Below are 18,178 nucleotides of genomic sequence, written 5' to 3' on the forward strand. Positions count from 1 at the left end.
GGGATCGGGAGCCGTTCCGAGGAGCGGCTCCCGACCAGCCTGTCAGAAGAAGGTGTCGATCACCTCGATGCAGCGATAGTCATCGTCGACAACCAGCAACTTGCGCCATTTGTCGAAGGTCAGGCAGGGGTGTGAAATGTCGAAGGCGATGATGTCGCCCACCGCAATGTCATCGCCCGGCGCGATGGAAAGATAGGCATGCTGGTCCATCATGCCGGTCACTTCCCAGTGGTCAGGCGCGGCGACGGGCTTTTCATCGCGCGCCTTGCGGAAGAGGGTCGCCGGACGCGGCATGCCCGCATCGAAAGCCACATCGCGCTTGCCCATGGCCACCACCGCGCGCGCGGGATCGGGCAATGACTGCACCACCGCCCAGATCCGCAGCGCAGGCTGAAGCGCTTCACCAAATGTTGGCGCGACAGGATTGCGCTTGAGGATCTGCTCCTGCGCGATGCGATAGAGGCCATCGTCATGGCTGATATAGCAGCCGGGGCGCAGCACGATCTGCGCCTTGCCCGTCTTCGCCAGTTCAGCGGTTTCTTCCGCCACGATATCATACCACGCCGACCCCGCGCCGGAGAGGATCGGCGCCTCATCAAACCGGCCTTCGCCAAGCAGACGCTCCGTCACCGCAACCGCGCGGCGCACAAAACGGCGAATTTCGGTTTCGTCGGGCAGCACGCCTTCATAGAATTCCACGCCGGCGAGGCGCAGGGCACCTTGCCAGTCTTCCAGCGCTTCGAGCACCGCCGCCAGTCCAGCCTCATCCCGCACACCGGTGCGATAGCCGGGCTGATCTGGTTCCGGCGCGAGTTCGATCAGCACATCGAGCATAACGCCCCGCGACCGACACGCCGCACCCAGCATCGCGACGCCCTCCCGCGAATCCACGATGCACAGCACCCGCTGCTCCGGATTGGCCAACAGGTCGAGGATCGCGGCTATGTTCGCATCCCCCACCATCTGATTCGCGATCAGGATGCGGCGGATGCCATGCGCGGCGGCAACCTGCGCCTGCTGGCTGGTCGCCACGGTGATGCCCCATGCGCCGCTCTCGATCTGGCGCTGGAACAGGCGGGGCGCCATCGTCGTCTTGCCATGCGGCGCCAGAGACAGGCCATAGGTCTCGATAAAGGCGCGCATCCAGCCCAGATTATGGGCGATGCGGCTCTCGCTCAGCACGGCGGCGGGGAATGGCACGTCGCCTGCCAGCAGGTTCCACGGGGCCTGCCCGGCGCGGCCAACGCCCTTGTCGAGTTCAAAACGATGGTCGCTCACGGCACAGACTCCCTCTTAAAGAAATTTGTTTACATTATTCTGTTCTGCGGTGACAAGGCCAGCAAGAATGTGCCCCGGTGAGGATAACAATGACAGAGACAATCATCGCAGGCGTCACCGTTTACGATGGCACCGGCACGTCGCCCTTCCTCGCCGATGTCACGCTGCGCGATGGCCGTATCCATGCCATTCGCCCGCCAGCGCCGCATCCTGCAACAGACACCATCGACGGAGGCGGCCTCGCCCTCGCGCCCGGTTTTATCGACGCGCATACCCATGACGATCTGATCGTGATCGCCGCGCCGCAGATGGCCGCCAAGATCACACAGGGCGTCACCACCGTGGTCGTTGGCAATTGCGGTATCAGCGCCCATGCCGATTTCAGCACGGCGAGCGAACTGCCCGATCCGATGGTGCTGCTGGGCGACGCGCCCAGTTCCGCCATGCTGATTTTGCGGCCTATGCTGCGGCGGTCGATGCAGCAAAGCCTGCCACCAATGTCGTCGCGCTGGTCGGCCACACGGTGCTGCGCGCGCGCCATCTCGACAGCCTCGACCGTGAGGCCACGCAGGCCGAATGCGCGGCAATGCGCCACGATCTGGACGAGGCGCTTGGCGCCGGGGCTTTCGGACTCTCAACGGGGCTGGCCTATGGCAATGCCAATGCCGCCTCCACGCAGGAGGTGATGGCGCTGAGCGAAGCCCTGCGCGACACCGGCGCCCTCTACTGCACCCATCTGCGCAGCGAAGCAGGCGAGATCACACAAGCACTGGAGGAAGCCTTCGCCATCGGACGGCACGCGGAGGCCCCCGTCATCGTCTCGCATCTCAAATGCGCCGGGGCACCGCAATATGGCCGCAGCGGCGAAATCCTCGCCATGATGGAAAAGGCCGCCGAAGATCACCCGGTCGGCTGCGATTGCTATCCCTACACCGCCAGTTCCTCGACGCTGGATTTGAAACAGGTCGTGCCCGAAACGCCGATCAAGATCACATGGTCGGAAGGCGATCCCGCGCAGGCCGGACGCATGCTCGCCGACATCGCCGCCGACTGGAACCTCCCCCTGCGCGAAGCGGCCACGCGGTTACAACCCGCAGGCGCGGTCTATCACTGCATGACCGAGAGCGATGTCGATGCCATCCTCGCCCATCGCCTGACGATGGTCGGCTCGGACGGGCTGCCCTGCGATCCGCGCCCGCATCCGCGCCTGTGGGGCAGCTTCCCACGCGTTCTGGGCCATTACGCCCGTGAGCGTGGCCTGTTCCCGCTGGAGGTCGCCATCCGCAAGATGACCGGGCTTCCGGCTGACCGCTTCGGCCTCCCGGATCGCGGCTATATCCGCGAGGGTTACGCCGGAGATCTCGTCCTCTTCGACCCAGCCAAAATCGCCGACACCGCCACCTATGACGATCCGGCCCGGCCCGCCGCAGGCATTCTGGGCGTCTGGGTCAACGGCACGCCGACACTCGACGCTCAGGGCCTGACGGGCGCGCGCGCGGGCCATATGCTTCGCCGGACCACTCCGGCTCATCACGAAAGGATTTCGCAATGACTCAGGATCTCAAGCGCTACGGCGTCGAAGGCGGCAGCGGCACGGGCGGCCAGCACCTGCCCTTCGCCCGCGCGGTGGAAGCCGATGGCTGGCTCTATGTCTCGGGCCAGGTGCCGATGGTGAACGGCGAGGTGATCGACGGCGGCATCCTTGCCCAGTCGCATCAGGCGATCCGCAACGTGCTCGCCATTCTGGAAGAGGCCGGATACGGGCCCGAGCATGTCGTGCGCTGCGGTGTGTGGCTGGACGATGCGCGCGATTTCATGTCGTTCAACCGCGTCTTCAAGGAATATTTCGGCGCCAATCCCCCGGCGCGCGCCTGCGTGGTTTCGCAGATGGTCGTCGACTGCAAGGTCGAGGTCGATTGCGTCGCCTATAAGAAGCCCGCGTAAATGCAGAGCGGCGGCCTGCTCTTTGCCGAGGCGATTGTCGCGATCGCTTCGCTGATCCTGCTGATCGTGCGGGTCCGGCTCAGCCCGTTTATTGCGCTGGTGCTGGTCTCGCTCGCGCTGGCGCTGGCCGCCGGAATACCGCCCACCGGCATCGTGAAAATCTTCGAGGCCGGCGTCGGCGGAGCCCTCGGGCATATCGCGCTGGTCGTCGGGCTGGGCACAATTCTGGGCAAGATGATGGTCGAATCCGGGGGGGGCCGAGCGCATCGCCGATACGGTCATCGGCTTTTTCGGGCCGCGCCGCGCCGATTGGGCGATGATGACCGTCGCGCTGATCGTCGGCCTGCCGGTGTTCTTCGAGGTCGGTTTTGTCCTGCTGGTGCCGATCGTCTTTACGGTAGCGCGACGGCTGGGCGCGCATCCGATGAGGGTCGGCCTGCCCATGGCGGCGGGGTTGTCGGTGGTCCATGCGATGGTTCCGCCACACCCCGCTGCCATGTTGGCCACGCAGGCCTATCATGCCGATGTCGGCCTGACGGTGCTTTACGCGCTGATCGTGGGCGTACCGACCGCCGCGATTGCCGGGCCGATTTACGCCAAATGGGTGGTGCCGCGCCTCTCCCCCCTGCAACCTGCGGCGCTCGATCCTGTCGAGCTTCATGATAAGCCCACGCCGCCCGGCTTCGGCATCACGCTGGCAACCTTGCTGCTGCCGGTGGTGCTGATGATGGCTGGCAGCATCGCCGCCACGGTGGCCGTGCCGGGTTCCACAATGGACAATGCTTTGCGCTTTGTCGGCACGCCGGTTGTGGCGCTGCTGGCCGCCGTGCTGGTCAGCTATTGGACCTTGGGGCTGGCGCGCGGCATGTCGCTTGAGGCGATGCGCGCCTTTACCAACGACTGCCTTGCCCCCACCGCGATGATCACGCTGGTCGTTGGCGTCGGCGCGGGCTTCGGCAAGATTTTGACCGAGAGCGGCATTTCCGGCGCCATCGTGCAGGCGGTGGCCGGGGCGCATGTGCCCATTCTGGTGCTGGCATGGTTGATCGCCGCGCTGATGCGGGTTGCCACCGGCTCGGCCACGGTTTCCATGGCGACGGCGGCGGGCATTGTCGCGCCTCTGGCCGCGGCCAATCCCGGCGTGCGGCCCGAACTGCTGGTGCTGGCGACCGGCGCGGGATCGGTGGTGCTCAGCCATGTGAACGACGGCGGCTTCTGGCTGTTGAAAGAGTATTTCGGCATGAGCGTGGCCGACACGATCCGGAGCTGGACCGTGTGCGAGACGCTGATCTCGGTGGTCGGCCTGCTGCTGACCTTCGGGCTTTCGCTGGTGGTGTGAGGCCCGCGCCGGTCAGAGCATCGTGCAAAAAAGTGGGAACCGGTTTTTTGCAACAACGATGAGACAACAAAAATCTGGGGCATGATGCGTGACGGATATGTCACGCATCATGCCCCAGCGCGGACGTCCCCTTATTTGATCTCGCTATCCTGAATGTTCCAGCCGCGCAGCCGCACTGTCGCCGTGCCGCGCTGCTGGGGATAGCGCACCGTAACCCGGCGCGTTTCGCCCGGCAGCAGCGAGAGATAGTTGTCGCTGAAATAGGCAGGCAGGATCTGCTCGCCCTTGGCGTCGAACAGGGTGAGCTTGGCCTGAAGCGCGGGCGTCTGCCCGGTGTTGGCCAGAGTGATGGTCTCCACCTGCTCGCCGGCAGAGGGCGCATCGACTTGCGCGCTGGTCTTGAGGATGGCCTGAGGCATCGCGCTCAACGCCTGCAGGTCTTCAGGCTTGGCCGCCTGCCAATAGAAGTTCTCCGAGAGCTTCTTGCCATCGCTGCCGAAGGCCTCCAGCCGCACCAGCACCGGCCCCTTGGCCAGCGCGGCTTCAAGCGGCAAGGTCAAGGCCTCGACCGTGGCGTTGGCGCCGACATTCACCTTCGCTTCGCGCGTCATCAGGGTTGCGCCCGTAAGATCGGTCACGCGCGCGACCATCCGCACGCCCTTCACCGGGGCCAGCGTGGTGTTGACCATCAGCACCTGATGGCCCGGCTGGTTCATCTGGATATGGACCGGCTCGGCGCCCTTTTTGGTGCCGTAGAAGGCGGCATGCGTGTCGTAATCCGAGGAATAGATCTGGAAGTCCGCCGAGGGCCACGCCGGATGCGTCATCCACAGCATCCGCGCGCTGTTGCGGGTCCAGAGGCCCGCGTTGAAGCCCTCGAAGATGGCGCGATGCGATTCATAGTTCAGCATCTGCGCCTTGCGCTCGAAATCTTTCAGATCCTTGGCCGGGCCGAATTCGCCTTCCAGCGCATGCGTGAAGCTGGCCATCGAAACACCGCGCTCCTGATGCCAGTCGTGATAGACCCAGGCATCGCTGATCGGCCAGCGGTCGGCAGCGGCGGGAACCGTGCGCTGCCATGCCTCCAGCGTCGGGAAGCTGGAAGTGCCGACCTCGACAGCAAAGCCGCGCGGATAGGAGGTGAAATAATCCTCCGGCTTGTGCCACTCATAGGGCCCGGAACCGGCCAGATTGATGATCCGCGAATTGCCCTTGTAGAGCCGCGTGCCATCCTCCTGCCAGACCATCTCCTGCAGCGCATTCTGCAAGGCGGGCTGAGGGACACCCTCATTGCGCCCGAACCACAGCACGATGGAAGGATGGGTGCGATAGCGCCGCACCACATCGCGCGCATTGGCGACGAAGAGCGGCACATCCTGAGCCTCGGCGTCGCCGTCCTGCGTCGATTCCCAGAAATCGTTGAGCACCATCAGGCCGTTTTTGTCGGCCAGGGCGTAGAAGGCCTCTTCGGTGCTCTGGCCCATCCAGTTGCGGATGATGTTCATCCCTGCCTCGCGGTGCAGGCGGAAATAGGGCGCGAGCCGCTCGGGAGCGACGCGCTTCATCATATCGTCCATGCCCCAATTGCCGCCGCGCGCGGCGATGCGCACGCCATTGACGCGCAGCACCAGTTGCGTGCCGAGCGGATCGTCGGGCAGCGTTTTCACCGCAGGGGAGTTCTCCGCCCCCGGCATCAGCGAATTGGCCCAGCCGCCGCGCACCTTACGCAGCGCGGCATGGCGCTCGTCGATGACCGGCGTGCCCAGATGACGCGCCAGATCGCTGTCCACCAGCACGCGGCGCAGCGTTCCCTCGCCATCCAGAGACGCCAGTTCATAGGTCACGCTGCGCATGCCGAAATCGAGCGATTTTGTATCGGAGGCAGCCTGATCGACCGAGGCCGTCAGATGCAGGCTGTGCAACGCCGGATCGCCGTAACCATTGGGCCACCACAGGCGCGGATGCGCGACGGCAAGTTGCGGACAGTCCTTGGGATCGAAGATGACGGTCGCCGTGCCGCCAGCGGGCACTGTCACCACCCGCGCGACAGCAACATCATCGAAGGCGGCGCGGACCGTGGTGGTGACCGGAGCCGCGCCATGGTTGACCACAGGCACCTCAATCGACACTTCGGCGATGGAATTGTCGGCACGCGGCAGGCGGGTCGAGACAGCAGGATCGCCAAGCGTCACCGCGCCTGTCGCTGCCAGTTCGACGCCCTGCCACAGGCCCGTGTTGCGGTCGCGGACGCCGGGGATCCAGTCCCAGCCCTCGCTGGCGCTGAAGGTGGGGCCGTCGCTCATCAAAGCGCCGCCATTGTCGCCGCGTCCACCCGCCAGCGATTGCTCATGCGCGATGCCGGGATGCGGCGGCGGCGCGACCAGAACCGCAATGCTGTTTGCCCCCGGCTTCAACAATGAGGTGACATCGAAGCGGCCCCGAATGAAGGCCCCTTTCACGTCCCCCACGGCCACTCCATTCACCCAGACCTGAGCGGCATAATTCACGCCGCCGAAAGTCAGCGTCAGCCGCTTGTCGGGCAGCGCAGGCAGAGTAAATTCGCTGCGATACCAGTAATCCTGCCGCGACAGGCTTTCCGGGATCGCCATATTGTTGAGGCCGATGGTCGGGTCGGGATAGACACCGCGATCGACCAGCGTGGTCAGCACCGTGCCCGGCACAGTGGCAACATGCCATGCCCCGGCATCGAAACCCGCGCGCGAAATCGTCGCGCCATCGGCCTGCAAACGCGGCGCCTCGATCAGGCGCCAGCCGTTGACGGCGTAGCGCCCCTCTCCCCTGGCTTCCAGCGGTGCAGCATCGGGCAGCGGCCGGGCCACAGCGCCGGGAAATGGCGCCTTGCTTTTCGGCAGCTCCCACACAGGCTGCGGGATGGCCAGACCGTAGTTCGTCTTGACCTGAAGCGGCCAACTGGGGCTGGCATCCTCGAAACGGGTCAGCGTTTCATCAGGCGGCGTCTGGGCAAGGTCGTCTGCACCGGGCAGGCTCGGGGTGAAAGCGAAACCGGCGATATGGCCCGCAAAACCCGGCGCGCCCGGCAGGCGCGCGCCAAGGGTGACCAGCTCGGTCGGCGCCGCAAGTTTTGCCGAGGCCGTCCCAACGGGCACGCCATCGACAAGAAAGCGCAGCGCCTCTCCATCGCCTGTGACCACCAGCAGATGCCAGCCCTGCGCCGCAAGGGGGCGTGCGCTGCGGATGGTCACGCCAGCAGCGGTGAAGACCGGCCTGCCATCCTCCAGTGCGAAGCCACGCAGATCATTATCCTTGCCGATCGCCGCGACCATCACCCGCCCCCTGGGCAAGGCCGAGGGCTTGACCCAGACCCGCAGCGTCCATTGCCCGGCCTCGGGCAGATGCTCATCCGCGCCATAGCCCTGGGCGGGATGCCAGATCCCATCGGATCCCTGAAGGAAAACAGCATTGTAAGGCCCGATCTCGGCCCGCTTGGGATGAGCAAGGCGTGAGGATGGCCAATCGATCTGCTGTGCCATCACCGGCCCTGCCGCCACACCGGCGATCAGCCATACCGCAAAGGCCTTGACCCCATTCATTCCGCTTCCCCTCTTTCGCTCTTGCCTCCACCTTGCCGCAGCTTGACATCGGCCCGCAAGACTTCTTTAGATAATTTTATTTATTTAATCGGGGAGAGACGCGATGCATCGCCATCTGAAGCTTGTGCTGGCCGTTCAACTGGCCATGCTGCCCGCCTTTCCCGCCATGGCCGCGCCCGATCCTGCCACAGCGTCCAGCATGCGCAAGGACGGCGCGGAGTTTCGCATCGGCACAGCTTTGATGCGCGTAACCGCCCTGACCGATCAGATTGTCCGCGTGCGGATCGCGCCGAATGGCCGCTTTCCCGAGGATGCGAGCTGGGCCGTGCCCGCCGCTGTTCGCAAGGCCAGCGTCACCGTTCAGCCCACTGCTGACGGCTTCACCACCGCCGCGCTGCGCGTGCGCCTGACCGGTGGCCGCCTCACCATCGAGGATCGCCGCGGCAAGGTGATCTCGCAGGACGCCGCCGATCCCCTCACCCTCCATGGCACCGGTTTCACCCTGCGCAAGCAACTTCCGACCAGCGAACACATCTTCGCGCTGGGCGACAAGACCGGCGCCGATCTCGACCGGCGCGGCCAGACCTATGTCGACTGGAACACCGACGTGCCCTTCTCCAGCGCGCGCGACCCGATCTACAAGTCGATCCCCTTCTTTATCGGCGCGGGCGGGCCGGGCGGCAGCTATGGCCTGCTGCTAGACAATACCTATCGCGCCTCTTTCGATTTTGGTCATGTCGATGCCGACGCCATCACGCTGGGCGCGCCGGACGGCCCGATCGACTATTACCTGATCGCCGGGCCCAGCACCGCCGAGGTGGTGCGCCGCTACACCGACCTCACCGGTCGCGCGCCGCTGCCGCCGCGCTGGGCGCTGGGCTATCAGCAATCGCGCTTCGGCTATATGACCGCCGATGAGGTGAGAGAGGTCGCCACCCGCCTGCGCACCGACAAGGTGCCAACCGATGCCATGTGGCTCGACATCGATTTTCAGGACCGCAACCGGCCCTTCACCACCAACCCCAAAACCTTCCCCGATCTGGCGGGGCTGGCGGGTGACCTCAAGCGTGACGGCATCAGCCTGGTCGCCATCACCGACCTGCATATCGCCGCCGCGCCGAATGAAGGTTACGCCCCCTATGACAGCGGCATGGCAGGCAGGCATTTCGTCCGCAATCCCGACGGATCGAGTTTTGTCGGCCCGGTCTGGCCCGGCCCGGCGGTCTTCCCCGACTTCACCGACAAGAGCGCGCGCGACTGGTGGGGCACGCTCTACAAATCTTTCGCGGCAGATGGCATCGCCGGTTTCTGGAACGATATGAACGAACCCGCCGTGTTCGACACGCCGACCAAGACCATGCCTCTGGACACGGTGCACCATATCGCCAGCGACGATTTCACCCCGCGCGACGCGACCCATGCCGAGATCCACAATGTCTTCGGCATGCAGAACACCCGCGCCACCTTCGAAGGCCTGCGCACCCTGCGCCCCGACGAGCGCGCCTTCGTGATGACCCGCGCCACCTATGCGGGCGGCCAGCGTTATGCCGTGACATGGACGGGCGACAACAGCTCGACCTGGGATCATCTGCGGCTGTCGGTGCATCAGTTGATCAATCTGGGCCTCTCGGGCTTTGCCTGGGCGGGGGCCGATATCGGCGGCTTCACCGGCGGCCCGAGCGCCGATCTGCTAACCCGCTGGTTCGAGATCGGCGCCTTCACCCCCATCTTCCGCGACCACAGCGACAAGGGCAAACCCCGCGCCGAACCATGGGTCGACGGGCCCGACCACCTCGCCATCCGCCGCCGCTTCGTCGAGGAGCGCTACCGGCTGATGCCCTATTTCTACGCTCTGGCCGACCGCAACGCCCGCAGCGGCGATCCGCTGATGCGCCCGACCTTCTACGATTACCCTGCTTTGCTCACCGCGCGCAGTTGCGATCAGGGCATGGCCTTTACCGTGGGCCGCAGCCTGCTCGTCGCCCCGCCGCCCAGGATGGAATCACCTCAGGCCTATGACGTCTGCCTGCCGGCGGGCGGCTGGTTCGACCTGTGGAGCGGCAAGCCCGTCACCGGCCGCCCCTCCGCCGACAAGCGCGACGGCGATGCCCTGCTGCTGACCGAGACGCCCCGGCTTGATCGTCTGCCCGTCTATGTGCGCGCGGGCACCATCCTGCCACGCCAGCCGCTGGTGCAGAGCCTGTCGGAGGTGCCCAAGGGTCCGCTGGAACTGCATATCTATCCCGGCGAGGATTGCAGCGGCGACCTCTATCTCGACGACGGCCATTCCACCGCCTTCACGCGCGGCGCCTTCCTGCGCCAGACCATCCGCTGCACGCGCGATGGCGCCGGGCTGCACATCCTGTTCGACAAGCGGGAGGGCAGCTTCCGTCCATGGTGGCAGCATGTCGCGGTCATTGTGCATGATTGGCGGGGCGGGGCGAAGGTGACGCAAGCGGCGCGCACATTGGCAGCCAAGCCGGACCTGGCTGCCGAAACGCTCGGCTTTGAGATCGCCGATCCCGCGCGCGTTACAGAAGTGACCGTGGCGAAGAGTTAAGTCTCAAAGGGTTTGAGGCAAAGGAGGCCAAGCGGGTGCTTATCGCAAGCGACAAGCTGGGGCGTCCTTTGCAATCCCCTTATTGCCTGCCTTGTGCAGCCCATCCAGCGCTGGAATGCAGGACGCGATATAGCGGCGGCAGAAAACTGTTGTTAACCGTAATTTGGAAATACACGCCGATCTGTCGAATTTTTACTATATTCCGAAATTAATTATCATATCACCACATTGACTTATAGAAATACCTGCCTATTTGGCCACCTCCGACAATCGACAGACACGCTGAACAAGAAGGGACATCATGCTGCAAAATTTTATGAACCACGGCATCGTGTTCTGGATTATCGCCTTTGCCGGCTACTATGCCATCATCGGAGCCTTGGCATGGATCATCGAAAAATTCGCGTTTCGATCGCTTCCGCCACTTCAGCGGGCAAGCCGGACGATCGGTCTTTCCTTCGCCATTGCTGTTCTTTGTGAAGTGAAGTTCTCACCCAGCTGGTACTCATTGCTGATCATTCCAGCCGCTGCCCTGTCGTTCTATCGATACCACAGGAACCTGGAACAAAGCTGGCTGCAGGAGTTTGCCGAGCCGCTCTGATCCCGGTTCGCCCCTCAGCCTGCTGAGAATGGTCACTCAAATCGAGCGCGGTCTCATGACAGGTCATGAAGACCGCGCCTCACACACCTACTTCGGCAGCACAGTCCGCACGCCGGTGATCGTGATATCACGCCAAACACCTGCCCCGTCGCCGGGCTGGCCGCCGCCCAGAAACAGGCGATAGCGCCCCGGCATCACTGCTCTTGTGCCATCCAGCTCCACCAGCGAGAGGCTGCGTGGGTCGATGGAGAAGCTCACCTTGCGCGTCTCTCCCGGCTTCAGGCTGATGCGCGAAAAGCCCACAAGCTGGCGCTGCAATACCGGCACCGTGCGCCCCTCCGGCTGAGGCACTGTCGGCGCGAGATAGGCCTGCACCACCTCGTCCCCGGCCCGCTGGCCGCTGTTGGCCACATCCACTGTCACGGTCAGCGTCTGCCCCGCCGCGACGCTCAGTTCCGTGGCATCGCCCTGCGCATAGGCGAAGCTGGTGTAGCTCAGCCCATGGCCGAAGGGGTACAGCGGCTTGCCCGTGAAGAAACGATAGGTCCGGTTCTTCATGCTGTAGTCGATATAGGCAGGCATATCGCGCGTCGCGGCATAGAAGGTGACGGGCAGACGCCCGCCCGGATTGACATCGCCCGCCAGCATCCGCGCAATTGCCGTGCCACCCGACTGGCCCGGATACCACGCCGCGACCACAGCATCGGCATGCTGCTTGCTCCACGGATCGGCGATGGCGGCGCCGGTCATCTGCACCACCACCAGCGGCTTGCCGGTCGCCGCCAGCGCTTCCAGCAGAGCCTTCTGCGGCGCGGGCAGTTCGATCGCGGTACGGTCGCCGCCGACAAAACCCGGCACCTCCAGCCGCAGCGCCTCGCCCTCCAGCGTGGGCGACAGGCCGGTGAAGACGACCACGACATCAGCCTCCTTTGCTGCAGCCACGGCTTCTGCCTGCTGCGCAGCAAGCGGCGCGACCCAGCGCAGACCGATGCCGCCATCCTCGCTCTTGTGGATGTAGTCGATGCGGATATCGCGCGGCCTGGCATCAGCGAAATCGAGAACCGTTTCCACGCCATCGTCACTGCCCGCGTCAGTGATGACCTGCTTGCCGTCGATCCACAGGGTGAAGGGGTCATGCCCCTCGCAATCGAAGCAGCGCGGCACATCGATGCGCAGCGTATAGCGACCAGCGGCGGGGGGCGTGATCTGCCCCGTCCAGCGCACGCCATAGCCCTGCTCGCCAAGGCCCTTGACCGGCGGGGCGCGATCCCAGTCGAAATCGATCTTGCGGTCCTGCCGCGTCAGCAGCGGCGAGCCGCTCATGGCGGTGTTGGCGAAATAGGCGCCTTGCAGGCCCGGTTTGCCATTGGCGGACAAGGCCGTCTCCGGCACGGCAACCGGCACACCTTCAGCCAGAGCGCTGCCCTGTGCATAGCGCACCTGCGCCGCACCAAACCGCGTGCGAATGCCTTCCAGCGGCGTCACGGGGGCCGCCGCGGTGCCATGGTAATTGGCCTCCAGAGTATCAAGCGAATCCGCATTCGGGCCGATCACGGCGATCCGCGTTCCAGCTTTCAGCGGCAGACGGTTCCTGTTGGTCAGCAGCACCAGCGCCTTTTCGGCGGCCTGCTGCGCCAGCGCGCGGTTGGCCGGCGTGTCGTTCTGCGAGGGCTTGATCCTGTCCCACGGGCTGTGCTGCCCGAAACCGATCCCCAGCGCCGCGCGCGAGGCGAACACCCGCCGCAGCGACTGATCCAGCGCGCTTTCCGGCACCAGCCCTTCCCGCACGGCCTCGGGCAGCGCGTCATAGGTCGGCCCGCAATCGAGATCGGTGCCCGCCTTCAGCGCCGCCGCCGCCGCGCCCTTCGCGTCGAGGCGATAGTGATGGAAGGTGGCGATATAACCCACCGCGTCGCAATCCGACACGATCATGCCCTTGAAGCCCCAATCGCCCCGCGCCTTGTCATTCAGCAAGGAAGAGGAAGCGCAGGCAGGCGTACCGTTCAGCGAATTGTAGGCGCACATCGTCGAAAGCGCCTCGCCCTCGGTCAGCGTCGCGCGGAAGGCGGGCGAATAGGTTTCGGCCAGATCGCGCGGCGACACATCGACATCGAAGCTGTTGCGCCCGGCCTCCGGCCCGGAATGGACCGCGAAATGCTTGGGTGTGGCGATGGCCTTGGGATGGGCCGGGTCGGGGCCCTGAATGCCCTGCACAAAGGCGATGCCCAGCCGCCCGGTCAGATAGGGATCCTCGCCATAGGTCTCCTGCGCGCGCCCCCAGCGCGGATCGCGGAAGATGTTCACATTGGGCGACCAGATATGCAGCCCGCCAAAACGTCGCCGATCGGCCTTTTGCGCTTTGGCGTTATAATGCGCCCGCGCCTCGGTCGAGACCACATCGCCCACCCGATGCAGCAGATCCACATCCCATGTCGCCGCCAGCGCCATGGCTTGCGGGAAAACGGTGGCGATGCCGTCACGCGCGAAGCCGTGCAGCCCCTCGCTCCAGTAATCATAGGCGGGCAGATCGGCCTTGGGCAGCGCCGGGGCGGCATTGCCGAGCTGCGCCGCCTTCTCCTCCAGCGTCATCGTCGCGATCGTCTCGTCAATCGCTTTCGAGGCGGCGGGGGCATCGGCGACCATCAGCAGCAGCGGCAGCATCGGCTTGTCCTTGACTGGCAAAACAAAGCCCTGGCTCCGCGCGAAGGGCATTTTCGCACGGAACCAGGGCCCTCGGGGGGGAGGCGGGTTAGAAGTTGGCGCGAATACCGAAGCGATACATCCGGCCGATCACGTCATACAGGCCGGGGTTGGTGATATCGCTCGGCACGGTGGCCGCATTCTTGTTGAAGAGGTTGTCGACCTTCACGAAGGCCTGCACATTCTTCGTCACATTATAGGCCGCGCTCACGTCGACATACATGGCGCCGGGCAGATAGTTGCTGTCGATCGTCGGGTGGTTGACGGTCGAAACCGGGCAATTGCTCTGGCAGACGATGTATTCATTGGCCAGCACGCCCGCGCTGAACCAGCGCTGCTGCAGGGTGAGGCTGAACTTGTCGGTGGTGTAATCCTCGACCAGCAGCAGCTTCCACTTGGGCACCGCATTCTGGCCCAGATTGACGCCGGCAAGCTGGATCGGAATGGTGCCCGGCAGGCCGGTGTTGGTGATGAAGTTGCGGACATGCGTGGCCAGGCCGCGCAGCGCCAGCTTGCCCGGCAGATGCAGGCCCGACAGGTCGAACTGATAGCTGCCCTCGATGTCGAAACCATCGGTGTAGATGGAGGACAGGTTGAAGGGCTGCACCGTGACATAGGCGTTGTTCGGATCGTTCAGATTGAACGTGCCGCAGGTGGCGGTCACGCCCGAATAGCACAGGTTGATCTGCGTCTGCGCGTCGAGCGAGGAAATCGCATTGTTGATCTTGATGCGATAGTAATCGAACGACAGGTTCAGGCGCGGCGCCCACGACGGATGCGACAGCACGATGCCCGCCTCGGTGTTGCTCGCCACTTCAGGCTTCAGATTGGGGTTGCCCGTGGTGGTCTGCAGCACGGTGAGCGAGGTGTTGTTGAAGGGATTGGTCGTGCCGGTGCGGTTGCTGGTCACCGGCGCGGCGTAAAGCTCGCTCAGATTGGGCGCGCGGATATCGCGCGAGGTAACGGCGCGCAGACGGATGCCGTCGAGCGGCGTCTGCCAGGTACCACCGATCTTCCACGTATAGACCGTGCCCGAGGTGGTGTAATGCGTCATGCGGCCCGCAAGGTTAAGGTTCGCCTTGCCGATCTGATGCGAGTCAAACAGCGGCGCGTTGAGCTCGAGGAAGCCCTCGTAAACGCTGTAGCCGCCGTGGCCGTTGTGATAGTTGCCGGCATACCAGTTGCCGCCCTGCGGATTGAGCAGCGGGTCCGAGGGATAGTCAGCGGTGTAGGACGAACCGTCGCTGACGCCATTGCCGTAAGGATCGGCATCGACCTTGTAATATTCATGGCGGAACTCGCCGCCAAAGGCCACCGAGAGGGGACCGGCGGGCAGGCGCAGCGGCTCACCGTTGAACGAGACGCTGGCGACATCCTGATGCTGGCGGGTGTGCTGGAACGGCCCGTTGATCGGCTCGACATAGTTGAGCGCCGCCGTGCTGGGTGTCGCGCCGCCGATGATGTTGAGCGGCTGGCAACCGCTCGCCACCGCGACGGGGTTGGCGCAGGTGATCGTGCCATTGGCGCCGCGCACCGCCTGGATCGCCGCATTGTAGCGCGGCATCAGCGGAATGTTGCTGACGTTGATGTCGGTGATCTCGGTGCCGTTTTCGTAATAGCCGTCATAGCGCCAGTCGGTGCCCAGCGCCGAGAACTTGCCCTTCGCGCCGACCACGAAGCGATACTGGTCGCGCTTGGTGTGGACGGTGACGAAATTGGGGAAGATCGCATTGTCGACACCATAGCTGAAGCTGGTGATGCCGTTGGTCGCGCAGGCAGCCTGAATGGCGGCGGGCACATAGGGGTTCGAGCATTGCAGCGTCAGATTGCCGAACTGCGCCGAGCCGGGGTTAGGCACATTGCCCGTCGTCACCCGCGCGACATTGACGGTGGTGTAGATCTCATTGTCGCTGTCGATGTCGAAACCGATACGCCCATAGCCGTTGGCACGCGTCAGCGAGGACATCAGCGCATTGCCGTTGGTGACATTGCCCGAACGGTCGCCGCCCTGGCACAGGCCGTTGTAGCAGCCGATGACCGCGCCATTGGCGGCATGCGAGGGCACGCCGTTGGAACCATACTGGAACTGATAGGGATTGCCGTTCTTGTCGAAGGCGGTGCCCTGCAGCGGCCCGGCGGTGATCAGGCCGTAAAGCGCGGACTGATAGCTCTGGGTGAAGTTGCGGTCGAGATACTGCGGCATGCCGTCATTGGTGATGCCGCGGTTGATGAGGTTGCGCGCGACCAGCCAGTTGCGGCCGTTCGGACCACTGCCGTTGGGATCGTTTCCGACGCCGAAACCGGCCGAGGGAATGCCGCCCTCATGGCTGTATTCGCCGCTCACGATGACATGCAGGCGGTCTTCGAGGAAGGATTTGCCGACCGCCATCTGCACGGTGTAATTGCCGTCATCGCCATACTGGCTGATGCCGCCCTGCACATTGGCCTTGAAGCCCTTGAAGCGGGTGTTGGTCACGAAGTTGACCACGCCGCCCACCGCGTCCGAACCATAGGAGGCCGAGGCGCCGCCGGTGACGACATCGACGCGCTGGATCAGCAATTGCGGGAACAGGCTGACGTCGGCGACACCGGTGACATTCGCGCCCACGACGCGCTGGCCGTCGATCAGCGTCAGGGTGCGGATCGGCTGAAGGCCGCGCAGCGACAGGGTGCTGAGGCCCTGCACGCCGGTCGAGGTGCCGTTCGCGCCGACGGTGGCGCCGGTGCTGCCGGTCAGCGAGGGAAGCTGGGCCACGGTGGTGAAGATATTGGGCTGGGCGTTCTTGGCGATCGCATCCGCGCCCAGCACCTGGGTCGGGGTCGGCGCGCTGAAGCCGCCGCTGGTGATGCGTGACCCGGTGACGATGATGTCGCGGCCCGGAGCGGGCGCGGCGGCGGTTTCCGGTGCGGCAACCGGGGCATCCGGCGCGGGAGCGGGTGCGGCCTGCTGCGCCAGCACGGGCGTGGCCAACATGGTGGACGCCGCCAGCGCCACACGCATGATCGTTTTCGTTGCGACAAACCTCATCATGATCCCCCTTTGGGCCGTCTCGGGTCATTCGCCCGACCATCGGCTTTGCGTATTTTCAGCTTCATAGGTCGAAAGCGGCGCGCTTCACAAGATAAATTCGGTAATTTTCTTTATTTAAGTTTTGCCATGCGCAAACGCGCCACAGCCCGGCGGAGCGGCTCCGCCGGGCTGCCAGAATTACGCTATTTTACTGATGCTTAGGTAGCGGTATCACCGAGCAGATCGAGCGCCAGAGCGATGGGACCCAGCGGCCCGGCAAGCGATCCAAGCCCCGGCGCCATCACAAAATCTTCCGCCGGCAGAGTCAGATAATCACCGATCAGAGCGCGCAGCTGCGCCTCGATTCGCGCGATCAGAACCGGCCGCGACGCGATCACCCCGCCGCCGAACAGGATCTTGCGCGGCCCGGCAATCGACACCAGCGCCTGGCTCATCTGCGCCAGCGCATCGACCACCTGCTCCCACACCGGATCCTCGTCGGAGAGCGTTGCGCCATCACGCCCGGCACAGGCGGCAATCGCCGGACCTGCGGCCAGACCTTCGACGCAATCGCCATGAAAGGGACAATGGCCTTTCCATGTCGCGCCGGGCAGACGTGCGACACGCATATGCCCGGCCTCGCAATGGCCGATGCCGCGCGTGGTGCGCCCATTGACGATCAGCCCGACGCCGACGCCGGTGCCGACCGTGACATAGGCCAGATCGTCCAGCCCCTGCCCCGCGCCCCAGCGACGCTCGGCAAAGGCGGCGCCATTCACATCGGTGTCGAAGGCAACCGGCACCGGGTAACGCGCGGCCAGCCTGCTTGCGAGCGGCGTATCGCGCCAGCCCGCCTTGGCCGTCGAGGTGATGTTGCCATAGCTGGGCGAGGCACGATCCAGATCCAGCGGACCGAAGGAGGCGATGCCCAGCGCCTCGAAAGCGCCCTCCTGCCACCAGCCATCCAGTACAGCCTCGATGGCCGCCACCGTCCCGACCGGATCGAGCGTGGGGATCGTCTCGCGCGCGGTGATCTGGCCTGTTTCATCGGCCATAACCACGATGCATTTGGTGCCGCCCAATTCGACGCCAGCGATACGCCTCATCATTTTTCTCTTTTGTTTCATTGAGATGAAACCGATCTTCGCGGGACAACAGCCAAGCTCGGTAAGCT

Annotated in this window: 10 protein-coding genes and 1 pseudogene; 6 read left to right on the forward strand and 5 right to left on the reverse strand. The window is 64.6% G+C overall.

What is annotated here, in order from left to right; translation table 11 throughout:
• Positions 1–42 precede the first annotated feature (42 nt).
• A complete protein-coding gene (locus ABDW49_RS25910; protein WP_343616520.1) occupies positions 43–1,278 on the reverse strand; it encodes an amino acid deaminase in 1,236 nt (411 codons plus the stop codon).
• Between the two features lie 89 nt (positions 1,279–1,367).
• On the opposite strand from ABDW49_RS25910, the gene ABDW49_RS25915 reads away from it, so the two are divergent.
• The 4 genes and pseudogenes from ABDW49_RS25915 to ABDW49_RS25930 form a co-directional block, all read left to right on the forward strand.
• Positions 1,368–1,964, forward strand: a complete 597-nt coding sequence (locus ABDW49_RS25915) for an amidohydrolase family protein (RefSeq protein WP_343616522.1) — start codon at positions 1,368–1,370, stop codon at positions 1,962–1,964.
• Positions 1,865–2,830 (forward strand): amidohydrolase family protein, encoded by a 966-nt coding sequence (locus ABDW49_RS25920; protein WP_343616524.1) that lies wholly within the window; start codon positions 1,865–1,867, stop codon positions 2,828–2,830. The genes ABDW49_RS25915 and ABDW49_RS25920 overlap by 100 nt, the downstream gene beginning before the upstream one ends.
• A complete protein-coding gene (locus tag ABDW49_RS25925; protein ID WP_343616526.1) occupies positions 2,827–3,222 on the forward strand; it encodes a RidA family protein in 396 nt (131 codons plus the stop codon). The genes ABDW49_RS25920 and ABDW49_RS25925 overlap by 4 nt, the downstream gene beginning before the upstream one ends.
• 256 nt (positions 3,223–3,478) lie before the next feature.
• A pseudogene (locus ABDW49_RS25930) lies at positions 3,479–4,561 on the forward strand (gluconate:H+ symporter); the annotation flags it as partial.
• 131 nt (positions 4,562–4,692) lie between these two features.
• Here ABDW49_RS25930 and ABDW49_RS25935 read toward each other — a convergent pair.
• Complete coding sequence (locus ABDW49_RS25935) at positions 4,693–8,133, reverse strand: LamG-like jellyroll fold domain-containing protein (protein ID WP_343616528.1); 3,441 nt, start codon at positions 8,131–8,133, stop codon at positions 4,693–4,695.
• A gap of 103 nt (positions 8,134–8,236) precedes the next feature.
• Between ABDW49_RS25935 and ABDW49_RS25940 the strand changes: the two genes are divergently transcribed.
• On the forward strand, positions 8,237–10,693 hold the full coding sequence (locus ABDW49_RS25940) for a TIM-barrel domain-containing protein (RefSeq protein WP_343616529.1): 2,457 nt from the start codon (positions 8,237–8,239) through the stop codon (positions 10,691–10,693).
• 301 nt (positions 10,694–10,994) lie between these two features.
• Complete coding sequence (locus ABDW49_RS25945) at positions 10,995–11,294, forward strand: hypothetical protein (RefSeq protein WP_343616530.1); 300 nt, start codon at positions 10,995–10,997, stop codon at positions 11,292–11,294.
• 87 nt (positions 11,295–11,381) lie between these two features.
• On the opposite strand, the gene ABDW49_RS25950 is transcribed toward ABDW49_RS25945, so the two are convergent.
• From ABDW49_RS25950 to ABDW49_RS25960, 3 genes are all read right to left on the reverse strand, one after another.
• The gene (locus tag ABDW49_RS25950; protein WP_343616531.1) at positions 11,382–13,955 is read right to left on the reverse strand and encodes a glycoside hydrolase family 3 C-terminal domain-containing protein; all 2,574 of its coding nucleotides are present in this window, start codon (positions 13,953–13,955) and stop codon (positions 11,382–11,384) included.
• 88 nt (positions 13,956–14,043) lie between these two features.
• Positions 14,044–17,025, reverse strand: a complete 2,982-nt coding sequence (locus tag ABDW49_RS25955) for a TonB-dependent receptor (protein ID WP_343616533.1) — start codon at positions 17,023–17,025, stop codon at positions 14,044–14,046.
• 197 nt (positions 17,026–17,222) lie between these two features.
• A complete protein-coding gene (locus tag ABDW49_RS25960; RefSeq protein ID WP_343616535.1) occupies positions 17,223–18,113 on the reverse strand; it encodes an ROK family protein in 891 nt (296 codons plus the stop codon).
• Positions 18,114–18,178 lie beyond the last annotated feature (65 nt).

This window comes from Novosphingobium sp. (assembly GCF_039595395.1).
Taxonomy (GTDB): domain Bacteria; phylum Pseudomonadota; class Alphaproteobacteria; order Sphingomonadales; family Sphingomonadaceae; genus Novosphingobium.

Coding starts and splice junctions, on each gene's coding strand:
- ABDW49_RS25915 (WP_343616522.1), top strand. CDS start 1,368: ATGACAGAGACAATCATCGCAGGCGTCACCGTTTACGATGGCACCGGC.
- ABDW49_RS25920 (WP_343616524.1), top strand. CDS start 1,865: ATGCGCCACGATCTGGACGAGGCGCTTGGCGCCGGGGCTTTCGGACTC.
- ABDW49_RS25925 (WP_343616526.1), top strand. CDS start 2,827: ATGACTCAGGATCTCAAGCGCTACGGCGTCGAAGGCGGCAGCGGCACG.
- ABDW49_RS25935 (WP_343616528.1), bottom strand. CDS start 8,133: ATGAATGGGGTCAAGGCCTTTGCGGTATGGCTGATCGCCGGTGTGGCG.
- ABDW49_RS25940 (WP_343616529.1), top strand. CDS start 8,237: ATGCATCGCCATCTGAAGCTTGTGCTGGCCGTTCAACTGGCCATGCTG.
- ABDW49_RS25945 (WP_343616530.1), top strand. CDS start 10,995: ATGCTGCAAAATTTTATGAACCACGGCATCGTGTTCTGGATTATCGCC.
- ABDW49_RS25950 (WP_343616531.1), bottom strand. CDS start 13,955: ATGCTGCCGCTGCTGCTGATGGTCGCCGATGCCCCCGCCGCCTCGAAA.
- ABDW49_RS25955 (WP_343616533.1), bottom strand. CDS start 17,025: ATGATGAGGTTTGTCGCAACGAAAACGATCATGCGTGTGGCGCTGGCG.
- ABDW49_RS25960 (WP_343616535.1), bottom strand. CDS start 18,113: ATGATGAGGCGTATCGCTGGCGTCGAATTGGGCGGCACCAAATGCATC.